The following is a 24,618-nucleotide window of genomic DNA, read 5'->3' as shown; positions in this document are numbered from 1 at the left end:
CCGGTGACCTCGGACGACGGCACCCTGCCGGTGCGCGACCTCGCCCGGCGCGTACCGGCGGCCCCCGCGCCGGGGCAGCGGTATCTGCTCGGACTCGCCGGTCCGCCCGGCGCGGGCAAATCGACGCTGGCGCAGCGGCTGTGCGCGGAACTCACCCGGGCGGGCAGGCCCGCGGTGGTGGCGCCGATGGACGGTTACCACCTGCGCAACGAGGTCCTGCGGGCGCGGGGCGCGCTGGCGCGCAAGGGCGAACCGGACACCTTCGACGCCGCCGGGTTCGTCGCCGACCTGCGCTCGCTGCGGCAGTCGCGGGTCGGTGAACCGGTGCCGTGGCCGCTGTTCGACCGGGCCGTGGACGAACCGACTCCGGCGGGTGTGCTCGTGCGCGACGAGGAGATCGTCGTGGTGGAAGGCAACTATCTGCTGCTCACCGAGGCCGAGGCGCCCGGCTGGTCCGCGGTCGCGAGTCTGCTCGACGCCCGCTGGTACCTCGACGCGCCGCGCGCGGTCCTCACCGAACGGCTGTTGCGCAGGCACACCCTCGGCGGCCGCACACCCGCGCAGGCGAGCGTGAAGGTCACCGACAGCGATCTGCGCAACGCCGACCTCGTCGCCGCGAGCCGGTCGCGCGCCGACGCGGTGCTCACCGCACAGGGCGCGGGGTACCGGATCGGCCGGGTGACTCGGCAGGGCTGATCGGTCGGCGGCCGCTCGGCGCGTACACCACGGAATCGGGCCGTCGACGGGCAATCATGGAGTGATGACGCGACGGTGGCGGACCAGCATGCCGGGGCACGCGCTGCGCAACGCGGCGGCGGCGGTGTGCGCGCTGCTGCTGTACTACAGCGTGCCGATCGGTGTCGTGTTCGACCTCGACGCCTGGCCGGGGCGGGTGCTCGGGGTGTGCACCTTCGTCGCCGGGATCATCGGGCTCGGCTGGCTGGTCTGGCGCCGGATCCAGCACTTCCTCAACGCGCCGTCCTCGGCGGGCGGACGGGTCGACGGTGTGCTGCTGGTGGTGTGCATCGTCTGTGTGGTCTTCTCGCTCTACTACTTCCGGCTCGAGCAACTGCAACCCGGCGAGTTCGACGGCCTGGTCACGCGCACCGACGCGCTGTACTACACGATGGTCACCCTGGGCACCATCGGCTACGGCGACGTGCACGCGGTGGGTCAGGCGGCCCGGATCGCCACCATGGTGCAGATCGTGTTCGACCTGATCGTCCTGGGCACCCTGATCTCCATCGCGACCAACAGCGTGAACACCCGCATCGCCGCCGCCGACCGCGCGGCCGCGAAACGCGCGGCCAGCGACGAGATCACCGACGATGGGCGCGATACCACTCGATGAGCTCGTCGGTGGAGGAATCCAGGTCCGCCGCGGGCCGATCCGCCTCGCTCAGCAGCGGCATCAAGGCCAGCGCCTGCTGCTTGCCCAGCTCGACGCCCCACTGATCGAAACTGTCGATACCCCAGATCACGCCCTCTACGAACACCTGGTGCTCGTAGAGCGCGATGAGCTGACCCACTGTGGCGGGCGTGAGTTCCGGCGCCAGGATGGTGGTGCTGGGCCGGTTGCCCGGCATCACCTTGTGCGGCACCAGCTTCGGGTCGGTGCCCTCGGCGGCGATCTCCTCGGCGGGCTTGCCGAAGGCCAGCACCTTGGTCTGCGCGAACAGGTTGCTCATCAGGATGTCGTGCATGCTGCCGGTGCCGTCGCGGGTCGGCAGGTCGTCGGTGGACCGGGCGAAGCCGAGGAAATCGGCGGGGATCAGCCGGGTGCCCTGGTGCAGCAGCTGGTAGAAGGCGTGCTGGCCGTTGGTTCCCGGCTCGCCCCAAAAGATCTCGCCGGTGGAGGTGGTCACCGGGGTGCCGTCGGCGCGCACCGACTTGCCGTTGGACTCCATGGTCAGCTGCTGCAGGTAGGCGGGAAACCGGGCCAGATCGTTCGAATACGGCAGCACCGCCCGCGATTCCGCGCCGAAGAAGTTCGTGTACCAGACGCCGAGCATGGCCAGCAGGACCGGACCGTTCTCGGCGAGCGGCGCGGTGGCGAAATGCCGGTCCACGGCGTGCATTCCGCCGAGGAACTCGCCGAACTGCTCCTTGCCGATGGTCACCATCACCGACAGGCCGATCGCGGAGTCCACCGAGTAGCGGCCGCCGACCCAGTCCCAGAACCCGAACATGTGCGCGGGATCGATCCCGAATTCGGCGACCCGCTCGGCATTGGTCGACACCGCGACGAAATGCTTGGCGACGGCGTCCTCGCCGAGCGCGGCGACGAGCCAGCGGCGGGCGGCGGTGGCGTTGGTCAGGGTCTCCAGGGTGGAGAAGGTCTTGGAGGCGACGATGAACAGGGTGGTCGCCGGGTCGAGCCCGGCGAGCTTGGCGACCACGTCGCACGGGTCGACATTGGAGACGAACCTGGCCTCGATGTTCGGGTCGGTGTAGTGGCGCAGCGCGCGATACACCATGTCGGGCCCCAGATCCGAGCCGCCGATGCCGATGTTCACCACCGCGGTGATGCGCTGCCCGGTCGCGCCGCGCCACTGCCCGGAGCGCACCGAATCGGCGAATTCGCCCATCCGGCGCAGCACGTCGTGCACCTCGGCGTCGGCGTCGGTGCCGTCGATGCACAGCTGGTCGCCGTCGGGCAGCCGCAGGGCGATATGGCCGACCGCGCGGTCCTCGGAGGTGTTGATGTGGGCGCCGGAGTACATCGCGTCGCGCCGCTCCGGCACGCCCGCGGTCTCGGCGAGTTCGACCAGCAGACGCAGGGTTTCGCGGGTCACGCGATGCTTGCTGTAGTCGATGTGCAGGTCGGCGACCTGCAGGGTCAGTTCGCTGCCGCGCTTGGGGTCGTCGGCGAACAGCTGGCGCAGGTGCACGGGTGCGACGCTGCGGTGATTGTCTGCCAGGGCCTGCCAGGCCGCCGACGCGGTGATGTCGCTGGTCACGTCAGCCGACATTACAGCGTCCGGTCCGGTCCGGCCCCGCAGTCGGGTGTGCTCGGCCTACGCTGGCGGCATGGTGTCCGAACGTGACGTAGTGGAATTCGTACCGAAGGGTTTGTGGATCGGCTCCGGGCCGGTTCCGGCGACGGGCGGGGGCACCTTCGCGGTGCACAACCCCGCCGACGGATCGGTGATCGCCGAGGTCGCCGACGCGACGCCGGACGACGCGATGCGCGCGCTCGACGCGGCCGCGGCGGCGGGCGAGGCGTGGGCGGCGACCCCGTCCCGGGAGCGGGGCGAGATCCTGCGCGCGGTCTTCGATCAGCTCACCGCGCGGGCCGAGGAGTTCGCGCTGCTGATGACGCTGGAGATGGGCAAGGCGCTCACCGAGAGCCGCAACGAGGTCCGCTACGGCGCCGAGTTCTTCCGCTGGTTCAGCGAGGAGGCGGTGCGCGTGCACGGCCGCTACCTGCACGCGCCCTCGGGCACGGGCCGGATCATGGTGGCGAAACAACCGGTCGGTCCGTGTCTGGCGATCACGCCGTGGAACTTCCCGCTCGCCATGGGGACCCGCAAGATCGGCCCCGCGCTCGCCGCCGGCTGCACGATGATCGTCAAGCCCGCGTCGGCCACCCCGCTGACGATGCTGGCGCTGGCCAGGCTGTGCAGCGAGGCCGGACTGCCCGACGGGGTGCTGTCGGTGGTCACGACGAGCCGTTCCGGTGCCGTCACCGGCCCGCTGCTCGACGATCCGCGCCTGCGCAAGCTCACCTTCACCGGCTCGACCGAAGTCGGTAAGAAGCTCGTCGCGGCCTCCGCGAACAAGCTCCTGCGCACCTCCATGGAGCTGGGCGGCAACGCGCCCTTCGTCGTGTTCGACGACGCCGACATCGACGCGGCCGTGGCCGGCGCCATGCAGGCCAAACTGCGCAACGGCGGCGAGGCGTGCACCGCGGCCAACCGGTTCCACGTGCAGCGCGGGGTGCTCGACGAGTTCACCACCAAGCTGGTCGCGGCCATGACCGACACCGTGGTGCTCGGCCCCGGCACCGACCCGGCCAGCACGCTGGGGCCGCTGGTCAGCGAGGACCAGCGCGAGATCGTCAGCGACCTGGTCGAGGACGCCGTGGCGGCCGGCGCGCAGCTGCTGCTGGGTGGCAAGGCGCCCGGCGGACCCGGCTGGTTCTACCCCGCGACGGTGCTCGGCGATGTCCCGCCCGCGGCCCGCATCCTGCGCGAGGAGGTGTTCGGGCCGGTCGCCCCGATCGTCGCCTTCGACACCGAGGAGGAGGGCCTGGCCGCGGCCAACGACACCGAATACGGCCTGGTCAGCTACGTCTACACCCGGGATCTGGACCGCGCGCTGCGGGTCGCGGAGGGACTGGAGACGGGCATGGTCGGGGTGAACCGCGGTGTCATCTCCGACCCGGCGGCGCCGTTCGGTGGCGTCAAGGAATCGGGCTTCGGCCGTGAGGGCGGCATCGAGGGCATCGAGGAATACCTGAACACCAAGTACATCGCCCTGACCTGAGACACGAAACCGCCCCGGGGATGGTGTCGCACCCGGGGCGGCTTTGTGGAAGCGGCGAGCTGGTTGCCCGCCGCGTGGCTGGTGGTGGCCCTAGCGGCCGAGGCGTCCGCGACCGAGTCGCAGCAGGAGCATGGCGAGGGTGTGCCCCTCCTGGCCGAGCTCACTGAAGCGCTCGAGCACCTTCATCTCGCGACTGTGGACCAGCCGCGGACCGCCGGAGGCCATCCGGGTGCGACCGATGATGCGCGAGATCTCGCTCCGGCGTTTGATCGCGGCGAGGATCGTGGCATCGAGCTGGTCGATCTCGAGACGGAGCTTCTCGATCTCCGCCTCGGATTGCGGCAGCGCCGAATCGGACCCGGTGGTCGTAGCAGGGGTGCTCATCATTCATCTCCTCGTGTCAGAACTGGGATCGGTCCGGCCGCACGGCCCGTTACCCGATCTGTTCTTTCACCCTGAAACTTTCCCGATGGGCGGTACGTGATCCCCCCGGGAGTGCGCAAAAAGCCGCGCCGACGCCACGATATCGGATCGGATGCCGATCCGGGCATGCGGCGATGCACTGACCATGAGGCCCAGTGTGCCACGGGCATGTAACTATGCAAAACAGTTGTGTTTGTGAATCAGCTGAGAACCCGGCGGTTCGGTGCCTGTCGGTGCCCGCCGGTAGCGTGGACAGACGATGGATATCACGGTCGCTCCCCACGCCTCAGCCGCCGATCCCAGCGAACCCGCGCCCGCGGAACTATCGCGTCGTGACAGCGGTGGTTCCGGCACGTCCGGCGGCGGTCTGGCGGAGGCGGCGGCCCGGCACAGCGCCGAGCAGGAGCAGCGCCGCAAGGAGCGCGAGCAGCGCCGGGCCGAGGAGACCGAGCGCCTGCTCGACGGGCTCAATCCGCAGCAGCGGGCCGCGGTCGTGCACGCCGGTTCGCCGCTGCTGATCGTGGCGGGCGCCGGCTCGGGCAAGACGGCCGTGCTCACCCGCCGCATCGCCTACCTGCTCGCGGCGCGCGGCGTGCACACCGGGCAGATCCTGGCGATCACCTTCACCAACAAGGCGGCCGCGGAGATGCGCGAGCGGGTGGCCGGGCTGGTCGGCCCGCGCGCGGCCAGCATGTGGGTCTCCACGTTCCATTCCAGCTGCGTGCGGATTCTGCGGATGCAGGCCGCGCTGCTGCCCGGCCTGAATTCGAATTTCTCCATCTACGACGCCGACGATTCGCGCCGGCTGCTCACGATGATCAGCCGCGATTTCGACATCGACACCAAGAAGTATTCGGCGCGTTTGCTGGCGACCGCGATTTCCAACTTGAAGAACGAACTCATCGGCCCCGAACAGGCCGCCGCCGACGCCGAGGCCGACGAGACCGAACTGCCCGCGCTGGTGGCCCGCGTCTACGCCGAGTATCAGAAGCGGTTGCGCGCGGCCAACGCGATGGACTTCGACGACCTCATCGGCGAGACGGTCGCCCTGCTGCAGAACCACCCGCAGGTGGCCGAGTACTACCGGCGCCGGTTCCGGCACGTCCTCGTCGACGAGTACCAGGACACCAACCACGCGCAGTACGTGCTGGTGCGTGAACTCGTCGGCCATCACAGTGCCGACGCCGCCGAGGAATCCGGCGTCGAGCCCAGCGAACTGTGCGTCGTCGGTGACGCCGATCAGTCGATCTACGCCTTCCGCGGCGCGACGATCCGCAACATCGAGGAATTCGAGCGCGATTTCCCGGATGCTGAAACCATTCTGCTGGAACAGAACTACCGCTCCACCCAGCACATCCTCTCCGCCGCCAACGCGGTGATCTCGCGCAACGAGGGGCGCAGGGAGAAGAAGCTGTGGACCGATTCCGGTGAGGGTGAACTGATCACCGGCTATGTCGCCGACAACGAGCACGACGAGGCGGCCTTCGTCGCCAAGGAGATCGACAAGCTCGTCGACGCGGGCGAGGCCAACTACGGCGACGTCGCGGTGTTCTACCGCACCAACAACAACTCACGGGCGCTGGAAGAGATCTTCATCCGGATGGGCCTGCCGTACAAGGTCGTCGGCGGCGTGCGCTTCTACGAGCGCAAGGAGGTCCGCGATGTGGTGGCCTACCTGCGCGTGCTGGAGAACCCCGACGACGCGGTGAGCCTGCGCCGCATCCTCAACACCCCGCGCCGCGGCATCGGCGATCGCGCCGAGGCCTGCGTGGCGGTGCACGCCGAGCAGCGCGACATCGGTTTCGCGGCCGCGCTGCGCGACGCCGCCGACGGCAAGGTCGCCCTGCTGAACACCAGGGCCCAGCGCGCCATCGCCGGATTCCTCGACCTGCTCGACGAGATCCGCGCGGCCGGGCAGCGCGCCGACAGCGAATACCCCGACGTGGGCAATGTGGTCGACGCGGTGCTCGACCGCACCGGCTACCGCGCCGAGCTGGAAGCCTCCGACGACCCGCAGGACGGCGCCCGGCTCGACAACCTCAACGAACTGGTCAGCGTGGCCCGCGAATTCAGTTCCGAGGCCTTCAACAACGCCGAGGCCGCGCGCGAGGAGGGGCTGCTGCCCGAGGCGGGCGACGGTGAGCCCGAACCCGGTTCGCTGGCGGCCTTCCTGGAGCGGGTGTCGCTGGTGGCCGATACCGACCAGATCCCGGACGAGGGCTCGGGCGTGGTCACCATGATGACCCTGCACACCGCCAAGGGCCTGGAGTTCCCGGTGGTCTTCGTGACCGGCTGGGAGGACGGGCAGTTCCCGCACATGCGGGCGCTGGGCGATCCGACGGAGCTGGCCGAGGAGCGCAGGCTCGCGTATGTGGGCATCACCCGGGCGCGGCAGCGGCTCTACCTGTCGCGCGCGGTGGTGCGCTCGGGCTGGGGGCAGCCGGTGTCGAATCCGGAATCCCGTTTCCTGCAGGAGATCCCGCAGCATCTGCTGGATTGGCGCAGGCTGGAGCCGGTGGTGTCGCCGGTGCAGCGCGGCCGCAGGCGCGAGGACAGCGGCGGTTTCGAACGCGACTGGACCCGGGGCGACGGCTGGGATCAGCGTCCCGGCGTGCGCGGCGGCACCGGGTCGCGCAGGCCCGCGCCCGGCGGCCCGGTCAAGCGCAACAACACCGATCTGGTACTGGCCGTGGGTGATCGGGTCAGCGACGACAAGTACGGCCTGGGCCGGGTGGTCGCCGCCGACGGTGTCGGGCCGCTGGCTACCGTCACCATCGACTTCGGCACCGCGGGAAAGATCCGGCTGATTCCTCAGTTCAGCCGGACCATCGTCAAGCTCTAGTCAGTGCGGTAGCAGGTCGGCGAGGGCCTCGTCCAGGGTGGGGAAGCGGAACACGAAGCCCGCTTCGCGCAGGACCTCGGAGGTGGCGTGGCGGCCGGTGAGGCCGAGGGCCGCATCGGTGCGCAGGGCCACCGCACCCACCTTCAGCATCGCCGCCGGGGTGGGCGGGGACGGCGGCCGGTGCAGCAGGCGCCGCAGGGTGGCCATGAGTTCGGCGTTGCGGACCGGGAATTCGGTGGCGGCGACGAGAATGCCGCCGGGCAGCGTGCGGCCGGGATCGAGGCCGAGCGAGGCGCGGACGATCGCCAGCCAGTCCTCGATGTGGATCCAGCTGAACCACTGGTCGCCAGGGCCGACGCGGCCGCCGAGACCCGCCTTGGTGAGCTGGGCGAGGCGTTTGAGGGCGGGGGCGTCGGGGTCGAGGACGATGGAGGTGCGCAGGATCGTCCAGTGCTCGGCGCGGGCGGGGTCGAAGGTCTCCTCCCACGGCTGGGCGACGCCGGTCATCTGCGGCAGGCCGACCGGCAGGGGAGTGGTCTCGGTGCACCGGGTCTCGCCCGCGTCGGACCAGATGGCGGTGGTACTCGCCTGCACCCAGTAGTCGACCGGAGTGTCGCGCAGACCCGCGGCGGCGACGAGCGCGGCGGTGGAATCCACCCGGCTGGAGCGCAGCTCGGCGATATTGCGCTCGGTGGGCCTGCAGTCGACCAGTTTGCCCGCGAGGTTGATCACCGCGAGCGGGCCGGGTTCGCGCAGTTCGGCGGCCCAGGCGCCGACCGAGCGCCCGTCCCATTCGGTCTGCCGGAACGGCAGCGCGGGGTTGCGGCGGCGGGTGAGCAGGGTGATCCGCTGTCCCCGGCAGGTGAGGTCGGCCGCGATCTGGGTGCCCAGGGCGCCGGTGCCACCGGCGATGACCACGGTGAGCGCGTCGGCGGCGGGGACGAGTCCGGCCAGCCGTGCCAGCCGCGAGAAGTTCACCCGCGCATCGGTTTCGACGAAGGGCCGCACGATCGCGCGGGCCGCCCCGGCGGAGGCGCCGGTGAACCGCAGCTCCTGACTGATCTCGGTGCCGCCGTCGCGCGGGGTGAGCCGCCAGGTGAGGTGCATGCTCCCGGCGGGCTCGGGCTGTTCGATGCGCAGTTCCCGCTCCGGCACGAACGTCCGCACGGTGAACGATTTTCCGAAGCGACCGTGGATCCGCGCGCCGACCGTGCCGTTCGGCAGATAGTCACCGGTGGCGCCGACCGCGGTCGGTCCGTGCATCCGCACCGACCGCACTCCCGGATTCCATTCCGGCCACTGCGTGAGATCCCCGAGCACACTCCACACCGATTCCGGTGGGAGAGCGATGAACTGCGTGTACTTCGTCGTACCAGCCATGACTGGAACGCTAGCCCGACCACCAACTCAGCGGAAGCGTGCTACTGATCACGCGACAACTGATCGACGCGCCAGAAGACGCGGAGCGGCTGCTCAGTCGCGCAGGCCGCCGAGGCTGATGCCCCGGGTGGCCAGCCACGGCACCGGGTCGATCTTGTCGGTGCCGTTGAGCCAAACCTCGAAGTGGCAGTGCGGGCCGGTGGAGAAGCCGCGGTTGCCCATGGTGGCGATCTGGTCGCCGGCCATGACGCGCTCGCCGGCCGAGACCGTGGCGGTGTCGATGTGGCCGTAGATGGTGACGGTGCCGTCGTCGTGCAGGACGCGCACCCACATCCCGAAACCGGAGGCCGGACCGGCTTCGATGACGGTGCCGTCGGCGACCGAGTAGATCGGGGTGCCGATCGGCCCGGCGACGTCGATGCCGAGGTGCTGCACGCCCCAGCGGGCGCCGAAGCCGGAGGTGTAGTTGCCCGAGGTGAACTTGGCGAACAGCGGCCGTAGCTTCGCCGATTCCTGCGCGGCCAGGTCTTCGGCGAACTTCTGGCCCTTGGCCAGGATGTCGTCGAAGTGGCTCTTGTCGGCGACCGTGCTCGCGTCGAGAACCGAGGCGCCGGTGGTGTTTCCGTCGATGTCGGCGGTGCTCATCGACTGGGCGGCGATCTCGTGGATCTGGCCCGCGGCCTCGTAGTCCACGCCGTGCGCGGGCTGACCCGGGTCGGCCATGGCGGCCTGGCCCGCGGCGACGACCGCGCCCGCGGCGACCGCGATGACCGCGGCGCGGCCCTTCAGCGCGGCGGGCGGGGCGGGAACGCGGTGGGCGCCACCCTTGCGCTCGGCGCGGCGCGGACCGGGCTCGTCGGTGGTCTCGGCGGTGGGGGTGGGTTCCCACGAGGTGGCGTAGGCGCCGGAGTCATAGGTGTGGGACTCGTCCGGGGTCCATTCGTCCTCGGCGGGGGTCCAGGCGCTGTTGTCGGACCAGGTGTGCTGGTCGTTCCACATGTCCTGCTGCGGCCACGCCGTCTCGGGCGCCGCGGCGGGCGCGCGACGGCCCTGCGGATGCGAGGTGTACTCGTCGGCGTACCGGTAACGGTGGCCGGAGTTCGAACGATTTTCGACTGTGAAGGTGGAGCGGTGGTTCATCGGCTGCGCCGAATCGCCGACGGCTGATCCAAGCGAGTGCTGACGTGCCTCAAGCTTGTCGTCCTCCTCAGTCCTGACTTGCCAGTCGTGACCTGGTTGTCGTGACCTGGTTGTGACTTCGACCGCATTGACGGTAACGAAGCGATTGCAGAGTGGCAAGCGCTGTCCGAAAACCTATCCTATCGTGTGAGATTCGTCACCGTAACGCAACGTGAGTTCTCACGGTTTTCCGGCGCTCCGGGTGAGGTGTGTCGACTACATAAGGTAGTAGATCGTGAGGTGTCGCGGCTTTACATGTTCCGACCTGCCACGGCGTCGGAAAAGCCCCGAAAACTACTCGCCAGTAGCCTTGGCCAGCGGTTTTTCCGACCTCCCCTCACCCGTCGTGACCTGCGCCACTTAGGATGAATGTGGCCGATTGGCCCTCCATGTGACTGGTTAGAGTCCGACCCGACCCGCTACCGACGTCGGGCCGCCAACAAAGACGTTGTCATAGCAACGCAGACGAGACGGTGAGTACATGGATCTCTTCGAATATCAGGCGAAGGAGCTCTTCGTTAAGCACGGAGTGCCTTCGTCGGAGGGCCGCGTTTGCGACACGGCCGAAGAAGCACGCGCCATTGCCGAGGAAATCGGCAAGCCTGTCATGGTCAAGGCGCAGGTCAAGGTGGGCGGTCGCGGCAAGGCGGGTGGCGTCAAGTACGCCGCCACCCCGGAGGACGCGTTCACGCACGCGCAGAACATCCTGGGCCTGGACATCAAGGGCCACATCGTCAAGAAGCTCCTTGTCGCCGAGGCCAAGGACATCGCGGAGGAGTACTACATCTCCTTCCTGCTCGACCGCTCCAACCGCACCTACCTGGCCATGTGTTCGGTCGAGGGCGGCATGGAGATCGAAGAGGTCGCCGAGAAGACCCCCGAGCGCCTGGCCAAGGTCCCGGTGGACGCCGTCAAGGGTGTCGACCTGGCCTTCGCCCGTGAGATCGCCGAGAAGGGCCACCTGCCCGCCGAGGTGCTCGACGCCGCGGCCGTGACCATCCAGAAGCTGTGGGAGGTCTTCACCAAGGAAGACACCACCCTGGTCGAGGTCAACCCGCTGGTGCGCACCCCCGGCGACGAGATCCTCGCCCTCGACGGCAAGGTCACCCTGGACGAGAACGCCGAGTTCCGTCAGCCCGGCCACCTCGAGTTCGCCGACGTCGACGCGACCGACCCGCTCGAGCTCAAGGCCAAGGAGAACGACCTCAACTACGTCAAGCTCGACGGTGAGGTCGGCATCATCGGCAACGGCGCCGGTCTGGTCATGTCGACCCTGGACGTCGTCGCCTACGCGGGCGAGAACCACGGCGGCGTGAAGCCGGCCAACTTCCTCGACATCGGCGGCGGCGCCTCGGCGGCCGTGATGGCAGCGGGCCTGGACGTCATCCTGGGCGACGCGCAGGTCAAGAGCGTGTTCGTCAACGTCTTCGGCGGCATCACCGCGTGCGACGCGGTCGCCAACGGCATCGTGGGCGCCCTCGAGGTGCTCGGCGACGCGGCCACCAAGCCGCTGGTCGTCCGTCTCGACGGCAACAAGGTCGAGGAGGGCCGCAAGATCCTCGCCGAGGCCAACCACCCGCTGGTGACCCTGGCCCAGACCATGGACGAAGGCGCCGACAAGGCTGCCGAACTCGCGTTCACCGCCAAGTAAGGAACACTGACATGTCCATCTTCCTGAACAAGGACAACAAGGTCATCGTCCAGGGCATCACCGGCGGCGAGGGCACCAAGCACACCGCGCTGATGCTGAAGGCGGGCACCAACATCGTCGGCGGCGTCAACGCCCGCAAGGCCGGCACCACGGTCACCCACACCGACAAAGACGGCAACGAGATCGAGCTGCCCGTGTTCGCTTCCGTGGCCGAGGCCATGGAGAAGACCGGCGCCGACACCTCCATCGCGTTCGTGCCGCCCGCCTTCTCCAAGGACGCCATCATCGAGGCCATCGACGCGGAGATCCCGCTGCTCGTGGTCATCACCGAGGGCATCCCGGTGCAGGACTCCGCCTACGCGTGGGCCTACAACGTGGAGAAGGGCGAGAAGACCCGCATCATCGGCCCGAACTGCCCCGGCATCATCACCCCCGGCGAGGCGCTGGTCGGCATCACCCCGAACAACATCACCGGCAAGGGCCCGGTCGGCCTGGTGTCGAAGTCGGGCACCCTGACCTACCAGATGATGTACGAGCTGCGCGATTTCGGTTTCTCGACCGCGATCGGCATCGGCGGCGACCCGGTCATCGGCACCACCCACATCGACGCCATCGAGGCGTTCGAGAAGGACCCGGAGACCAAGATCATCGTCATGATCGGCGAGATCGGTGGCGACGCCGAAGAGCGTGCCGCGGCCTACATCAAGGCCAACGTCACCAAGCCGGTCGTCGGCTACGTCGCCGGTTTCACCGCGCCCGAGGGCAAGACCATGGGCCACGCCGGCGCCATCGTCTCCAGCGGCGGCGGTACCGCGCAGGCCAAGCAGGAGGCTCTGGAGGCCGCGGGCGTGAAGGTCGGCAAGACGCCGTCCGCCACCGCCGCGCTGGCCCGCGAGATCCTGGAGAAGGCGTCGATCGCTTCCGCCTGATCGATCTCACACCCGCCGAAGGCCGCCTCCATGTTTGACGGAGGCGGCCTTCGTCGATTTATCCACAGGCGGGATCGGTAGGTGGTGACCGCGGGAGCGGCGTGCAGTAGCGTCAGATACCAGATCAGCACCAGTCAGTTCGACGCGACCGATGCGCACGACTCGACAAGGAGACGACGACATGTCCTACCCGACCGGGGGCTCCGGGTACAACGCACCCGCGACACCCGCCGCGCCCAGCCAGGGCCCGAGCACCGGTGCCGCCGCGGCTGCGCCATCGACCGCGACCACCGCGGATGGCAAAGGGCTGCCGTTCATTCTGACCGCGGCCACCGCAGGCCTCGGCGTGCTGACGTTCCTGCTCGGCTTCCTGCCGTTCGTCGGCGCCAAGCCGGTGACGCTGGGCGGCACCACCGTCAGCAGCGACGAGACCGACAGCCTGTTCGCCTACTTCGGTGGCGCCGCGACGCTGACCATCGTGCTGGTGGCGGGTCTGCTGGCCGCGGTCTCGCTGCTGCCCAAGCAGAATCTGCTCGGCGCCGCCGCCGCGACCGGTGTGGCCGGTCTGTTCGGTGTGCTCGCGCTGTCGTTCTCGCTGCCCGACGGTGTCGAGCTGGAGTTCGGCGCCTACATCGTGATCGTGTTCGCGCTGCTCACCGCGGCCGCCGCGGTCGTCGGCCTGCTGTTCGGGCTGGGGATCATCAAGCCGCCCGCGCCCAAGCCGGCGCAGCCGCAGCAGCAGCCGGGTCAGTACGGGCAGTACGGCCAGCAGCAGGGTTACGGCCAGCAGGGCTACGGCCAGACCACCGGTCAGCAGGCCTACGGTCAGCAGGGTTACGGCCAGAGCCAGACCGGCGGTCAGTACCCGGCCGCCTCGCCGTACGGCCAGCAGAGCCAGCCGTCGGTGCCGCAGGCTCAGCCGTCCTATGGCCAGCCGCAGCAGCCGTCCTACGGTCAGCCGCAGCAGCAGTCGCCCTACGGCCAGCAGTACGGCGCGCCGCAGCAGCCCTCGCCGTACGGCGGTGCGCCGCAGGCACAGCCGCGTCCGGACGAGAGCGCGACCCAGAACTTCGGTGGTCAGCCGCAGGCCGGTCAGCAGCAGGGGCAGCCGTTCGGCGCGCCGTCCTACGGGCAGCCGGGTCAGCAGCCGGGTGCCGGCTCGCCGTTCGGAGGCGAGCAGAACGCCGATCCGGCGTCGGACGCGACCACCGCGTTCCGTCCGAGCGACGACAACAAGTAGAAACGACGGCCGCCGCGCGTGGCATCGGATGCATCGCGAGCCCACAGGTCCGCCTGTGGGCTCGCGGCGCGCCTGCCCCGCGGCCGCCGGGGAAGCTGCCACGCTGAATTGTCATGAGCTCCCGTAACGCCCTCGTGCGCCGGACCTCCGGGTCGCGCGGCGACGGGGCGGCCACCGCATCGCAGACCGGGCACGGTCACGAACCGCCCTGGTGGTCGCTGTCGCCCGAGCGGGCGCGGACGCTGCTGCTGGTCGCGGCCCGGCCGACCATCTGCGCGATGACGGCGACGATCGTGCTGGTTCTGGTGGTCATGCTGACCGCAGGTACCGAGCTGACCAGCGCGCCGGGCGCGGTCGCCGCCACCTGGCTGGCCGCGCACCAGATTCCGCTCACCGTCGGCCGCACCACCCTCGGCCTGCTGCCGCTGGTGCCGACCGCGGTGCTGGTCTGGCTGGCCGCGCGCGAATGCGCGCGCGCGGTCCCCAAGCGGCCCACCCCCGTCGACCTGGGCTGGCTGGCCGCGGCCGTGCTGGCCGGACCGATGCTGGTGACGGCGGTCTGCTTGGCCGTCACCGGTGACGCGGCCGGCGTCACCCCACTCGAACCGCCCGGCCCGCTGACGGCGTTCGGCTGGGTGTTCGCGCTGTACCTCGGCGCGGCCGCGGCGGGCATCGCGAGCCGGGCGCTGCCCGCGATCTGCGCGCTGGTTCCGGTCGAGATCCCGGCGTGGGCGGTGCTCGGCGCCCGCGCGGCCCGCCGCACCGTGCTGCGGATGCTGGGCTGCGCCGCGCTGGCCACGGCCGTCTCGTTCTTCACCCATCTGTCCCGGCTCGACGGCGCGTATCAGCAGGCGCACAACGCCACCGACGTGCTCGGGATGACCTTGCTGTCGCTGCTGTACCTGCCCAATGTGGTGATCGCCGCGGCCGGGCTGCTCAGCGGTGCCGCCGTGCAGTTCGGGGCGGGCTCGGTCGGGCTGTTCGGCGTGAGCGCGGGGCAGGTGCCCGCGCTGCCCGCGCTCATCCCGCTGCCCGAGGGCCCGGCCGCCGCGTGGTGGCCGGTGCTGCTGCTGGTGCCGCTCGCCGTGGGGGTGCTCGGCGGGATCGAACTCGGGCGCACCAGCGACGACCGTCCCGGCGCGCCCTGGGCGACGCTCACCTCCGCGGGCCTGTCGACGCTGACCTTCCTCGTGCTCGCGATCCTCGGTGGTGGTCAGCTCGGCGCCGTCGGCTGGGTGGGCGTCGACCTGCCGATGCTGGTGGTGCTCATGGTCACCTGGTTCGGCTTCGGCGGCTTCGTGGGCATGGTCTTCGCCCGCCGCTTCCTCGCCCCGGCCGCACCCGCCGTCGACGACTACGACAGCTACGACGACCTCGACGAGTACGACGACTACGACGAGGACGATCACTACGACGACTACGACTACGACGACGAAGAAGACGACGAGTACGACGACTACGACGACGAGGACGAGCCCGCCGTAGAAGTCGACGCCGAACTCGTCGAGGACATCGACGACGACGTCGAGGTCAGCATCGCCGCGCCCGGCTCGGCGGACCGGCCCGCCGACGACATCGTCGACGCCGAGGTCGTCGAGTCGGACCTGCCGGAAGGTGACAAGACCACCGGTCGTTAAGCTCGACCCGGCGGTATCGCCGATCGCCGCCGCCCGACCAACGCAGGAGTAGAGCGCTGACGTCCTCGTTTGCCCAGTGGAAGCCCGCAGGGACCCCGGCCACCGTCGTCGTCCTCGCCTCGGGCACCGGCTCGCTGCTGAACGCGCTGCTCGCGGCCGCGCGCGAGCCCGGATTCCCCGCGAAGATCGTCGCGGTCGGCGTCGACCGCGTGTGCCAGGCCACCGAGCACGCCGAGACCGCGGGCATCGAGCACTTCCGGGTCGCCGTGCAGGACTTTCCCAACCGGTCCGCCTGGGACGTCGCGCTCACCGAGGCCGTCGACGCGTTCCGGCCCGACCTGGTGGTCTCCGCCGGTTTCATGAAGATCGTCGGCCCCGCGTTCCTGGAGCGTTTCGGCGGCCGGTTCATCAACACCCATCCCGCGCTGCTGCCCGCGTTCCCCGGCGCGCACGGGGTGCGCGACGCGCTCGCCTACGGCGCCAAGGTCACCGGCTGCACGGTGCACCTGGTCGACGGCGGGGTCGACACCGGCCCGATCCTCGCGCAGGAGGCGGTCGACGTGCTGCCCGGCGACGACGAGGCCACCCTGCACGAGCGCATCAAGGTTGTCGAGCGACGGTTGCTGGCGGAGGTCATCGCCGCTGTCGCGACGCGAGGCATTGTCTCCGACGGACGAAAGGCAGAAATTCCAGATGAGCGAGCACGCCGGTGAGTGAACGTAAGGCGATCCGCAGGGCGCTGGTGAGCGTCTACGACAAGACCGGGCTCGTCGAGCTGGCCACCGGACTGCACGCCGCCGGCGTGGAACTGGTGTCGACCGGTTCGACCGCGGGCAAGATCGCCGAGGCGGGCATTCCGGTCACCAAGGTCGAGGACCTGACCGGTTTCCCGGAGACCCTCGACGGCCGCGTGAAGACGCTGCACCCGCGCGTGCACGCAGGCATCCTCGCCGACACCCGCCGCCCCGAGCACGTCGACCAGCTCGTCGAGCTCGGCGTGGAGGCGTTCCAGCTGGTGGTGGTGAACCTCTACCCGTTCACCCAGACCGTGGCCAGCGGCGCGAGCATCGACGAGTGCGTCGAGCAGATCGACATCGGCGGCCCGTCGATGGTGCGCGCCGCCGCCAAGAACCACCCGTCGGTGGGCGTGGTGGTCGACGTGACCGACTACGACGACGTGCTCGCCGCGGTGAAGTCGGGCGGGTTCACCCTGGCCGAGCGGACCGCGCTGGCCGCCAAGGCCTTCCAGCACACCGCGAGCTACGACGTGGCCGTCGCGAGCTGGATGGGCTCGGTCGCCGTGCCCGCCGTGCAGCCCGAGACCGAGCAGTTCCCGGGCTGGGTCGCCGGTTCGTGGGAGCGCGCCGCGGTGCTGCGTTACGGCGAGAACCCGCACCAGGCCGCCGCGCTGTACACCGGCAACGACGGCACCGTCGGTATAGCCCAGGCCGAGCAGCTGCACGGCAAGGAGATGTCGTACAACAACTACACCGACGGTGACGCCGCCTGGCGCGCCGCCTTCGACTTCGACGAGCCCGCCGTCGCGGTGATCAAGCACGCCAACCCGTGTGGCATCGCCGTCGGCACCGACATCGCCGAGGCGCACCGCAAGGCGCACGCCACCGACCCGGTCAGCGCGTACGGCGGCGTGATCGCGGCCAACCGCGAGGTCAGCGTCGAGATGGCCGAGCAGGTCGCCGAGATCTTCACCGAGGTCATCGTGGCGCCCGGCTACGCGCCCGGCGCGGTGGAGGTGCTGGCGCGCAAGAAGAACGTGCGCGTGCTGGTGGCCCAGCCGCCGCAGCGCAAGGGCGTGGAGCTGCGTCCGATCAGCGGCGGCGCGCTGCTGCAGGACCGCGACGTCCTCGACGCCCCGGGCGACGACCCGGCCAACTGGACCCTGGCCGCCGGCGATCCGGCCGACGCCACCACCCTGGCCGATCTCGAATTCGCTTGGCGCGCTTGCCGTGCCGTGAAGTCGAACGCCATCCTGCTGGCCGACGACGGCGCCGCTGTCGGCGTCGGCATGGGCCAGGTCAACCGGGTCGACTCCTGCAAGCTCGCGGTCGAGCGCGCGGGCGAGCGGGCCAAGGGGTCGGTCGCGGCCTCCGACGCGTTCTTCCCGTTCTCCGACGGTCCGCAGATCCTGATGGCCGCGGGCGTGCGCGCGATCGTGCACCCCGGTGGCTCGATCCGCGACAAGGACACCGTCGAGCTGTGCAAGGAAGCCGGCGTCACGCTGTACCTGACCGGAGCGCGCCACTTCGCGCACTGAGTTACGGCGAAAGCCCACGGGTGCCGCACCGAATCCTCGGTGCGGCACCCGTTTTCGCTATTCGGCGTCGATCACCTGACGGCTGCCGAGTGGCGCCTTCAGCGTGATGTCGATGGTGCCGAAGACGGCGTTCATCGTGCACATCTTGCCCACCGCGTCGGCCCTGGTACCCGCGCGCAGCGCGACCGTCACCGCGTCGGTGGATTCGGTGACGGTGGCGTCGACGCCGAAGCACTCCGGGTTACCGGTCTGGAAATTGACGCCGATCGTGTTGTCGCTGAGCCGGGTCCACGACGTGAAGGGGAGGGGATGGGGGTCGACGATGGTGGGATCGGCGGTGAAGCGGTGGCCGAGGCTCGCGTTGCCGTCCTCCGGCCGGGCGCCGGCTGTCGTCGAATTGGATTGGGGTGCAGCGTCATCGGAGCTCGAACACGCGGTGAGCGGGCCGGACAGCACGGCCAGGGCGGCCGCGGCGGCGGTGAAACGCGACATCGTTCGCATGGCGCGAGCCTAGTCGGCGTGGCGCGCGCGTTCGCGCGGCCGGGTGCGGCATCCTAGTCACGGTCCTCGCCACAGTGAACTTTCCGCGAACGCTGCGCGTAACTCACCCATTTCGGCTCGGCGGGGACTACATTCGCTTCCGACGCGGCGCCGTGGCATACGGTCGGCGTCACTTTGTTGGATGCTCTGCAACTGGATCTTCGAAAGGACGAACGTGGGCGACACGCTGCGCGTAGGCGAAGAACTGGGACTGGGACAGTCCCTGACCGGCGGTGCGTACACCCTGGCCCTGCAGCCGGACGGCAACCTTGTGCTGACCGAGCCCGACGGCAACGTCGTGTGGGCCGCACAGACTCATGGACAGGACGTGCAGCGCGCGGCCCTGCAGCACGATGGCGACTTCGTCATCTACAAGGGCGACGGCTCGCGCGTCTGGGCGACCGATACCGCCGGTAAGAACGTCGAGCGGCTGGTCGTGCAGCCCGACCGCAACGTCGTGCTCTACGGCACCGACGACTCGGTCGCGTGGGCCACCGCCACCAACACCGACAACCCGCTGCCCGCCCCGGCCGCCGAGCCGGAGCCGGTCGCCGCCGCCCCCGTCGCCGAGGAGGTCCCGCCGCCGCCGGCCGCGCAGACCTACACGGTCGAGCCGGGCGACACCCTGTGGGCCATCTCCGAGCGCTTCTACGGCGACGGCAACCGCTACCACGAGATCGCCAACGCCTCCGGGATCGACAACCCGGACCTGATCAACGCGGGCCAGGTCCTCACCATCCCGTGACGATCTGACCGCGGCGTCTCATCGCCCGCGTAACGAAAGTGGCCCCGAGGCAACAGCTTCGGGGCCACTTTTCGGTCTTCGTCGTCCTACCGGCTGGTGAAGGGCAGCAGCGCCATCTCACGCGCGTTCTTCACCGCGACGGCGACCTGACGCTGCTGCTGCGGGGTCAGGCCGGTGACGCGACGGCTGCGGATCTTGCCGCGGTCGGAGATGAAGGTGCGCAGCAGGTTGACGTCTTTGTAGTCGACGACTTCGATGCCCGCGGCGATCAGCGGGTTCTTCTTCGGCTTACGGCCCTGCTCGGCGCGTGCCTTCTTGGACGGTGCTCGCTTCACTGCCATGCGATGTTCCTTCTCACGAGATCAGTGGGTGTCTACCAGCTCGATTTGTGGACCCCAGGGAGCTCGCCCCGGTGGGCCATCTCGCGCACACGAACACGGGAGAGGCCGAACTTCCGGAGATGGCCGCGTGGCCGGCCATCGGCTGCATCCCGATTGCGCAATCGTACCGGACTGGCGTCGCGGGGCTGGCTGCGCAGTTCGGCCTGCGCGGCGGCGCGCTCGGCGTCACCGGTTCCCGGCTTGCGGATGAGCTCCTTGAGCTCGGCGCGCCGGGCGGCATAGCGCTCGACGATCGCGCGGCGCTGTTCGTTGCGGGCGATCTTGGACTTCTTCGCCATCTCAGCGCTCCTCGCGGAAGTCGACGTGCTTGCGCACGACTGGGTCGTACTTGCGCAGGACCAGCCGGTCGGGGTCGTTGCGACGGTTCTTGCGGGTGACGTAGGTGTAGCCCGTCCCCGCGGTGGACTTGAGCTTGACGATCGGCCGGATGTCGGTCGATTTCGAGGCCATGGGGCTCCTCCTAGATCTTGTCGCCGCGAGCGCGGATGCGGGCCACCACGGCCTCGATCCCGTCCCGGTCGATGGTCTTGATGCCCTTGGCGGAGACCGTCAGCGTGATGCGGCGGCCCTCGCTGGGCAGGTAGTAGGTCTTGCGCTGGATGTTGGGGTTCCAGCGCCGGTTGGTGCGCCGGTGCGAATGCGAGACGGCTTTCCCGAAGCCGGGCTTGCGACCGGTGACCTGGCAGTGGGCCGACATGCGACCTCCCTCCATGGGTATGACAACCATTTTCGACAACAGGTATTCCGCACTGTACCGTTGGGCCAAGTTAAATGAAAATCGTTATCGAAAGGGGTTTCGGGTGCTGGACCAGTCCGACCGGAGAACGCCCGTCGTGCTGCTGGCCGGCTTCTCCGGACCCGCCATGACCGGCGTGGAGCACATCGCGGCGACGCTGAGCGAGGACGCGGGCACCGTGGTGGTGCACCACGACCTGGCCGAACTGCGCGAAGGTGTGGTGCGGCGCACGGTGCGCACCGCGGGCACCGTCACCACCACGGTGCTGGAGCTCGCGCACGGCTGTGTCTCCTGCACGCTGCGCGCCGACCTGCTGCCGATGCTGTGCACGCTGGCCGCCCGTGAGCACGTGCGTCGCATCGTGCTGGCGCTGGACCCGGCCATCGAGGCCGAGGCGCTGTGCCACGCGATCGACACCGTCGAGGTTACCGGCGTGGCGGACCGGGTGGACGGGCCCGCGGGCCGCAACGTGCGCATCGAGGCCGTGCTGACCTGCCTGGACGGGCAGCAGTGGCTGGCCGACGCCACCGGCGACGAGGCGCTGGCCGATCGCGGCCTGGCCGCGGCCGACGACGAACGCACCGTCGCCCAGGTGGCCGTTGGCCAGGTCGACTTCGCCGACGCGCTGGTGGTGCTCACCACCGATGTCGACGCGCTCGAGCGCGAGCGGCTCGACGCCGTGCTGGCCCGGATGGCGCCCGCGGCGCCGGTGGCCTGGCTCGCCGAGCTGCCCGCCTTCGACGCCGTGGAGATCGGCGCGCTGCTGACCCGGATCCCCGCCGACGCGCGCCGCGGCCGGATCTTCGACGCGCACGCGCCGCTGCTGCGCGGGCAGCCGCCGCTGACGACCGACTGTGGCGTCACGATCATCGAGTTCGCCGCGCGCAGGCCGTTCCACCCGGTCCGGCTGCACGAGGCGCTGGATGTGCTGTTCGACGGTGTCGTCACCGCGCGCGGCCGGATCTGGTTGGCCACCCAGCCGGATCAGGTGGTGTGGCTGGAATCGGCGGGCGGTGGCCTGCGGGTCGGCGGCGCCGGTCGCTGGCTGGCGGCGATGAGCGCCGAGGAGCAGGCGGGCGCCGACCCGGACCGCAGGGCGATGGCCGCGCTGCGCTGGGACGAGCGTTTCGGTGACCGCGATGTGTCGCTGGTGATCCTGGCGCACGACGCCGACCCCGCCGAGATCCGGCACGCCCTGCACTGGGCGCTGGTCGAGGACGACGAGCTGCTGCTGGTCGACCGCGCGCCGGAGCGAGTCGCCCAGTGGGAGGACCCCTTCGGCGACTGGCACGAAGACCCCTGCGCCGATCCCACCGAGGCCACGGCCACGGCGGGGGAGCGCACCGATCCGAGAGGAGAAACGTCATGAAAGCGGGCATCCACCCCGACTATCACCCCGTGGTGTTCGAGGATTCGAGCACCGGCAAGCGGTTCCTGACCCGGTCGACCGCGACCGCCGACCGCACCGTCGAATGGACCGACGGCAACACCTATCCACTGCTGATGGTCGACGTCACTTCCGATTCGCACCCGTTCTGGACCGGGGCGAGCCGGGTGCTCGACACCCAGGGCCGGGTGGAGAAGTTCGAGCGCAAGTACGGAAAGCGCACGCGCGCAGGCAAGGAGGGCTGACCCGTGGCGGTTCCCAAGCGCAGGATGTCGCGCGCCAACACCCACAGCAGGCGTTCGCAGTGGAAGGCCACCGCGCCGCAGCTGGTCCCGGTCACCGTGGGCGGTGTCGAGTACCGGGTGCCACGCCGTATCGTGGCAGCCGTGCGGCGTGGTCTGATCGATCCCTCGCGGATCTGATTCCACCCGCACCTCGGAGTTCGAGAGCTGGTTCGGAGGGGACAACCCGAATCGGGGATCGGACACAGCAACGGCCTGCCGGATAACTCCGGCAGGCCGTTCGCGTGCGCCCAACGCGACAGTCACAGTTCGCGGCCCGCCTCGCGTCCGAGGGGCGAGACGTCCCGGCGAAGCCGAAGTATCGCCCCTCGGACGCGAGGCATCAGGGGGCCGCGAACCCCGCGGCGCCAGCCGCCATAAACTCAGCCTTCGCGTTCGGCGAGTTCGACCAGGGCGGCCGCGAGCTGGAAGAACTTGTTGCTGCCGAGGTCGGCGATGGACTTGATCTTGAGCGCGTCGAGCAGCTGCTTGTCGTGCGCCTCGGTGAGACCGGCCAGGGCCGACGGCGGCGCGGCGAGGATTTCCTTCAGCGTCTTGTTCTCGAATTCCTTGTCGAGAACTTTGTCGAGCACCACGTTGACGGCCATGCGAACTCCTTCGAACGAACCTTGGATGTGCTGGGCGAGACGAATGCGCCCTCGGCGACGATAACCCGTGGAACGGCGGTGTGGGGGGCGAACGCGCCGCCGGTGGCCGGTTCGGCGGGTCGGGCTGTCCAGGGGGCTATCACCGCGGGCGTCGCGACCGCCCGACGGTGCGGAGATGGGCGCGGGGCTATCGACCGGTTAACCATGTGACACATACCACTTGGCCCGAGTGCGGCGAGCGGCTTGCCGGATGGTTGCTGCACCGCGCAGAACGGACTTCTGGTTTGTTTTGCCGCACAGGAAAATTCCCGAACGACTGATGCGGAGTCCTTGGCGGGTATGTACTCTCGTGCGGGAGGGCGGGTTCTCCGGTTAAGGAGAACCCGCTCATCGCCACTTCAGGGGCGGTTTTCGGGCCGGACGCGGTGCGCGGCCACGGATTCCGCGAGCGGGCCCGGAGTCCGGTATCAACCGGACAAACCGGGCGATAGCTGGTCAGCGAGCGGCGACCGGCCGCCGCGGCGCCTCGGTCCGCTGCGCGGCTTCGCGCCGATCCGGCGCCACCAGCACCGCGGTGATCGGCACTGTCAGCCCCAGCGCCCCGATCACGAACATCGGGAACACCATGTCGAACAGCGGCAACCCGGACGGGGTCCGGCTGCCCGGATCGATCGTGAACTCCAGCGCGGTGATCGCGAAGAAGTAGACGCCCGCGGCGCCGAGCGCGAACAGCAGCGACCCCGCGATCCGCAATGGGATCGAGCGGATCACCTGGAACGCCCACAGCATCGCCGTGCACACCGCGATGGACAGCAGGATGGCCAGGCCGATCAGGCCGAGCGACTCGTCGACACCGCCCTGCACCTCGAGCGCGTCCAGGGTCAGATAGATCGACAGCCCGACGCTGAGCCCCATCGTCAGCCCACCGACGACCAGGCGCGGCAGCTGTGGCTCCCGGCCCGCGATCAACAGGCCGGCCAGCACGCCGACGACCGCGACGGCCAGCGCCGACGCGCCGAGCGCGGCATTGAGCCGGATGACACTGTCGGGCACCCGGATGGCGAGCAGGGCCACCGCGTCGGCCAGCCAGATGCCCACCCCGCCGAGCGAGACCGCGGCCATCGTCAGCCAGACCAGCCGGAACCGCAGCGAGTACTTGGCGTGCCGCACACAGGCGAACGACACGAGCGCGCCGAGGACCGACAGGGCCAGCGCGAGCCAGGCGATGCCGAAGCCACGACCGAACGTCTCGACGTCGGTCGCGGCGAGCACGTCAACCACGCCGGCCAGCCTCCTCGAACTGCTGCGGCTCCAGCTGAGCGATGGCGTACTCGGTCACCGCGGCCAGCGCCTGCCGCACCTCGACGGCGTTGCGCGCGTCGATGTCGACGATCGGGATGCCCTCGCGCACCGAGAGCGCCTCGCGCAGTTCGGCGATCGGGAAACGCGGGGCGTTGGGGAAGCGGTTCACCGCGATCAGGAACGGCAGCCCGCGCGCCTCGAAGAAGTCGACGGCCGCGAAACTGTCCTCCAGCCTGCGGGTATCGATCAGCACCACCGCGCCGATGGCGCCGCGGATCAGGTCGTCCCACATGAACCAGAAACGCTTCTGGCCCGGGGTGCCGAACAGGTACAGCACCAGGTTGCCCGGCAGCACGATGCGGCCGAAGTCCATGGCGACGGTGGTCGTCTCCTTGTCCGGCGTCTCGGCGAGATCGTCGATGCCGTCGGAGAAATGGGTCACCATCGCCTCCGTGCGCAGCGGCACGATCTCCGACACCGACCCCACGAATGTGGTCTTGCCCGCGCCGAATCCACCGGCCACGACGATTTTCGTCGACGCGACCCGTTGATCGGGTGCCGGGGGGCGCATGCC

26 protein-coding genes are annotated in these 24,618 nt (G+C 69.8%); 14 read left to right on the top strand and 12 right to left on the bottom strand.

Annotation, left to right across the window (positions count from 1 at the left end; genetic code table 11):
- Positions 1-3 precede the first annotated feature (3 nt).
- Both EL493_RS31580 and EL493_RS31575 read left to right on the top strand, forming a co-directional pair.
- A complete protein-coding gene (locus EL493_RS31580) occupies positions 4-696 on the top strand; it encodes a nucleoside/nucleotide kinase family protein (protein ID WP_019049277.1) in 693 nt (230 codons plus the stop codon).
- Positions 697-760: 64 nt separating this feature from the next.
- The gene (locus EL493_RS31575; protein WP_019049276.1) at positions 761-1,351 is read left to right on the top strand and encodes a potassium channel family protein; all 591 of its coding nucleotides are present in this window, start codon (positions 761-763) and stop codon (positions 1,349-1,351) included.
- Here the strand turns inward: EL493_RS31575 and pgi are convergent.
- Positions 1,320-2,960, bottom strand: coding sequence for a glucose-6-phosphate isomerase (gene pgi, locus EL493_RS31570; RefSeq protein ID WP_030201148.1), 1,641 nt, complete (start codon positions 2,958-2,960; stop codon positions 1,320-1,322). The genes EL493_RS31575 and pgi overlap by 32 nt on opposite strands.
- A gap of 70 nt (positions 2,961-3,030) precedes the next feature.
- Between pgi and EL493_RS31565 the strand changes: the two genes are divergently transcribed.
- On the top strand, positions 3,031-4,488 hold the full coding sequence (locus EL493_RS31565; protein ID WP_030201145.1) for an NAD-dependent succinate-semialdehyde dehydrogenase: 1,458 nt from the start codon (positions 3,031-3,033) through the stop codon (positions 4,486-4,488).
- Between the two features lie 90 nt (positions 4,489-4,578).
- Here the strand turns inward: EL493_RS31565 and EL493_RS31560 are convergent, their stop codons facing one another.
- Positions 4,579-4,872 carry a chorismate mutase gene (locus tag EL493_RS31560; protein ID WP_022566231.1) on the bottom strand — a complete coding sequence of 98 codons (294 nt, stop codon included), beginning with the start codon at positions 4,870-4,872 and terminating at the stop codon, positions 4,579-4,581.
- A 298-nt stretch (positions 4,873-5,170) separates the two neighbouring features.
- Between EL493_RS31560 and pcrA the strand changes: the two genes are divergently transcribed.
- Complete coding sequence (gene pcrA / locus EL493_RS31555) at positions 5,171-7,753, top strand: DNA helicase PcrA (RefSeq protein ID WP_019049272.1); 2,583 nt, start codon at positions 5,171-5,173, stop codon at positions 7,751-7,753.
- Here the strand turns inward: pcrA and EL493_RS31550 are convergent, their stop codons facing one another.
- Positions 7,754-9,133, bottom strand: coding sequence for a DUF1731 domain-containing protein (locus EL493_RS31550; protein ID WP_030201142.1), 1,380 nt, complete (start codon positions 9,131-9,133; stop codon positions 7,754-7,756).
- 93 nt (positions 9,134-9,226) lie between these two features.
- Positions 9,227-10,273, bottom strand: coding sequence for a M23 family metallopeptidase (locus EL493_RS31545; RefSeq protein ID WP_019049270.1), 1,047 nt, complete (start codon positions 10,271-10,273; stop codon positions 9,227-9,229).
- Positions 10,274-10,793: 520 nt separating this feature from the next.
- Between EL493_RS31545 and sucC the strand changes: the two genes are divergently transcribed.
- The 6 genes from sucC (at position 10,794) to purH (ending at position 18,044) form a co-directional block, all read left to right on the top strand.
- Positions 10,794-11,963 (top strand): ADP-forming succinate--CoA ligase subunit beta, encoded by a 1,170-nt coding sequence (gene sucC / locus EL493_RS31540; RefSeq protein ID WP_022566233.1) that lies wholly within the window; start codon positions 10,794-10,796, stop codon positions 11,961-11,963.
- Between the two features lie 11 nt (positions 11,964-11,974).
- A complete protein-coding gene (gene sucD, locus EL493_RS31535) occupies positions 11,975-12,892 on the top strand; it encodes a succinate--CoA ligase subunit alpha (RefSeq protein ID WP_019049268.1) in 918 nt (305 codons plus the stop codon).
- Between the two features lie 181 nt (positions 12,893-13,073).
- Positions 13,074-14,132 carry a DUF5336 domain-containing protein gene (locus EL493_RS31530; RefSeq protein ID WP_019049267.1) on the top strand — a complete coding sequence of 353 codons (1,059 nt, stop codon included), beginning with the start codon at positions 13,074-13,076 and terminating at the stop codon, positions 14,130-14,132.
- 113 nt (positions 14,133-14,245) lie between these two features.
- Positions 14,246-15,769 carry a cell division protein PerM gene (locus EL493_RS31525; RefSeq protein ID WP_022566234.1) on the top strand — a complete coding sequence of 508 codons (1,524 nt, stop codon included), beginning with the start codon at positions 14,246-14,248 and terminating at the stop codon, positions 15,767-15,769.
- 56 nt (positions 15,770-15,825) lie between these two features.
- Entirely contained in the window at positions 15,826-16,482 is a 657-nt protein-coding gene (gene purN / locus EL493_RS31520) for a phosphoribosylglycinamide formyltransferase (protein ID WP_030201140.1), read from the top strand.
- Entirely contained in the window at positions 16,479-18,044 is a 1,566-nt protein-coding gene (purH, locus tag EL493_RS31515) for a bifunctional phosphoribosylaminoimidazolecarboxamide formyltransferase/IMP cyclohydrolase (protein WP_019049264.1), read from the top strand. Before purN ends, purH begins: the two co-directional genes overlap by 4 nt.
- A 57-nt stretch (positions 18,045-18,101) precedes the next feature.
- On the opposite strand, the gene EL493_RS31510 is transcribed toward purH, so the two are convergent.
- Complete coding sequence (locus tag EL493_RS31510) at positions 18,102-18,545, bottom strand: hypothetical protein (RefSeq protein WP_198040845.1); 444 nt, start codon at positions 18,543-18,545, stop codon at positions 18,102-18,104.
- 214 nt (positions 18,546-18,759) lie between these two features.
- Between EL493_RS31510 and EL493_RS31505 the strand changes: the two genes are divergently transcribed.
- A complete protein-coding gene (locus EL493_RS31505; protein ID WP_022566235.1) occupies positions 18,760-19,329 on the top strand; it encodes a LysM peptidoglycan-binding domain-containing protein in 570 nt (189 codons plus the stop codon).
- An 86-nt stretch (positions 19,330-19,415) separates the two neighbouring features.
- On the opposite strand, the gene rpsR is transcribed toward EL493_RS31505, so the two are convergent.
- From rpsR to rpmB, 4 genes are read right to left on the bottom strand one after another with little or no spacing between them, the layout of a single operon-like run.
- Positions 19,416-19,670, bottom strand: coding sequence for a 30S ribosomal protein S18 (rpsR, locus tag EL493_RS31500; protein WP_022566236.1), 255 nt, complete (start codon positions 19,668-19,670; stop codon positions 19,416-19,418).
- 32 nt (positions 19,671-19,702) lie between these two features.
- The gene (gene rpsN, locus EL493_RS31495) at positions 19,703-20,008 is read right to left on the bottom strand and encodes a 30S ribosomal protein S14 (RefSeq protein WP_019049260.1); all 306 of its coding nucleotides are present in this window, start codon (positions 20,006-20,008) and stop codon (positions 19,703-19,705) included.
- A 1-nt stretch (position 20,009) separates the two neighbouring features.
- Positions 20,010-20,180 (bottom strand): 50S ribosomal protein L33, encoded by a 171-nt coding sequence (rpmG, locus tag EL493_RS31490; RefSeq protein WP_019049259.1) that lies wholly within the window; start codon positions 20,178-20,180, stop codon positions 20,010-20,012.
- Positions 20,181-20,190: 10 nt separating this feature from the next.
- Positions 20,191-20,427 carry a 50S ribosomal protein L28 gene (gene rpmB / locus EL493_RS31485; protein WP_019049258.1) on the bottom strand — a complete coding sequence of 79 codons (237 nt, stop codon included), beginning with the start codon at positions 20,425-20,427 and terminating at the stop codon, positions 20,191-20,193.
- A gap of 166 nt (positions 20,428-20,593) precedes the next feature.
- Here rpmB and mrf point away from each other — a divergent pair, with 166 nt between their 5' ends.
- From mrf to rpmF, 3 genes are read left to right on the top strand one after another with little or no spacing between them, the layout of a single operon-like run.
- On the top strand, positions 20,594-21,835 hold the full coding sequence (gene mrf / locus EL493_RS31480; RefSeq protein WP_051719438.1) for a ribosome hibernation factor-recruiting GTPase MRF: 1,242 nt from the start codon (positions 20,594-20,596) through the stop codon (positions 21,833-21,835).
- Positions 21,832-22,098 carry a type B 50S ribosomal protein L31 gene (locus EL493_RS31475; RefSeq protein WP_019049256.1) on the top strand — a complete coding sequence of 89 codons (267 nt, stop codon included), beginning with the start codon at positions 21,832-21,834 and terminating at the stop codon, positions 22,096-22,098. Before mrf ends, EL493_RS31475 begins: the two co-directional genes overlap by 4 nt.
- A 3-nt stretch (positions 22,099-22,101) precedes the next feature.
- Positions 22,102-22,275 (top strand): 50S ribosomal protein L32, encoded by a 174-nt coding sequence (rpmF, locus tag EL493_RS31470; RefSeq protein WP_022566237.1) that lies wholly within the window; start codon positions 22,102-22,104, stop codon positions 22,273-22,275.
- A gap of 242 nt (positions 22,276-22,517) precedes the next feature.
- On the opposite strand, the gene EL493_RS31465 is transcribed toward rpmF, so the two are convergent.
- From EL493_RS31465 to EL493_RS31455, 3 genes are all read right to left on the bottom strand, one after another.
- On the bottom strand, positions 22,518-22,742 hold the full coding sequence (locus EL493_RS31465) for a hypothetical protein (RefSeq protein WP_019049254.1): 225 nt from the start codon (positions 22,740-22,742) through the stop codon (positions 22,518-22,520).
- Positions 22,743-23,237: 495 nt separating this feature from the next.
- Positions 23,238-24,023, bottom strand: a complete 786-nt coding sequence (locus tag EL493_RS31460) for an MHYT domain-containing protein (protein WP_019049253.1) — start codon at positions 24,021-24,023, stop codon at positions 23,238-23,240.
- Positions 24,016-24,615 (bottom strand): GTP-binding protein, encoded by a 600-nt coding sequence (locus EL493_RS31455; RefSeq protein WP_040872653.1) that lies wholly within the window; start codon positions 24,613-24,615, stop codon positions 24,016-24,018. Before EL493_RS31455 ends, EL493_RS31460 begins: the two co-directional genes overlap by 8 nt.
- Positions 24,616-24,618 lie beyond the last annotated feature (3 nt).

It is taken from the genome of Nocardia asteroides (assembly GCF_900637185.1).
GTDB classification, from domain to species: domain Bacteria; phylum Actinomycetota; class Actinomycetes; order Mycobacteriales; family Mycobacteriaceae; genus Nocardia; species Nocardia asteroides.
Note: the sequence above shows the minus strand (reverse complement) of the source record. Positions and strands in the feature narration are given on the sequence as shown.

Bases quoted from the DNA above. Each gene is read 5' to 3' on its own strand.
- EL493_RS31575 (WP_019049276.1), top strand. From the start codon at position 761: ATGACGCGACGGTGGCGGACCAGCATGCCGGGGCACGCGCTGCGCAAC.
- EL493_RS31565 (WP_030201145.1), top strand. From the start codon at position 3,031: ATGGTGTCCGAACGTGACGTAGTGGAATTCGTACCGAAGGGTTTGTGG.
- EL493_RS31560 (WP_022566231.1), bottom strand. From the start codon at position 4,872: ATGAGCACCCCTGCTACGACCACCGGGTCCGATTCGGCGCTGCCGCAA.
- pcrA (WP_019049272.1), top strand. From the start codon at position 5,171: ATGGATATCACGGTCGCTCCCCACGCCTCAGCCGCCGATCCCAGCGAA.
- EL493_RS31550 (WP_030201142.1), bottom strand. From the start codon at position 9,133: ATGGCTGGTACGACGAAGTACACGCAGTTCATCGCTCTCCCACCGGAA.
- EL493_RS31545 (WP_019049270.1), bottom strand. From the start codon at position 10,273: ATGAACCACCGCTCCACCTTCACAGTCGAAAATCGTTCGAACTCCGGC.
- sucC (WP_022566233.1), top strand. From the start codon at position 10,794: ATGGATCTCTTCGAATATCAGGCGAAGGAGCTCTTCGTTAAGCACGGA.
- sucD (WP_019049268.1), top strand. From the start codon at position 11,975: ATGTCCATCTTCCTGAACAAGGACAACAAGGTCATCGTCCAGGGCATC.
- EL493_RS31530 (WP_019049267.1), top strand. From the start codon at position 13,074: ATGTCCTACCCGACCGGGGGCTCCGGGTACAACGCACCCGCGACACCC.
- EL493_RS31525 (WP_022566234.1), top strand. From the start codon at position 14,246: ATGAGCTCCCGTAACGCCCTCGTGCGCCGGACCTCCGGGTCGCGCGGC.
- EL493_RS31510 (WP_198040845.1), bottom strand. From the start codon at position 18,545: ATGCGAACGATGTCGCGTTTCACCGCCGCCGCGGCCGCCCTGGCCGTG.
- rpsR (WP_022566236.1), bottom strand. From the start codon at position 19,670: ATGGCAGTGAAGCGAGCACCGTCCAAGAAGGCACGCGCCGAGCAGGGC.
- rpsN (WP_019049260.1), bottom strand. From the start codon at position 20,008: ATGGCGAAGAAGTCCAAGATCGCCCGCAACGAACAGCGCCGCGCGATC.
- rpmG (WP_019049259.1), bottom strand. From the start codon at position 20,180: ATGGCCTCGAAATCGACCGACATCCGGCCGATCGTCAAGCTCAAGTCC.
- rpmB (WP_019049258.1), bottom strand. From the start codon at position 20,427: ATGTCGGCCCACTGCCAGGTCACCGGTCGCAAGCCCGGCTTCGGGAAA.
- mrf (WP_051719438.1), top strand. From the start codon at position 20,594: ATGACCGGCGTGGAGCACATCGCGGCGACGCTGAGCGAGGACGCGGGC.
- EL493_RS31475 (WP_019049256.1), top strand. From the start codon at position 21,832: ATGAAAGCGGGCATCCACCCCGACTATCACCCCGTGGTGTTCGAGGAT.
- EL493_RS31465 (WP_019049254.1), bottom strand. From the start codon at position 22,742: ATGGCCGTCAACGTGGTGCTCGACAAAGTTCTCGACAAGGAATTCGAG.
- EL493_RS31455 (WP_040872653.1), bottom strand. From the start codon at position 24,615: ATGCGCCCCCCGGCACCCGATCAACGGGTCGCGTCGACGAAAATCGTC.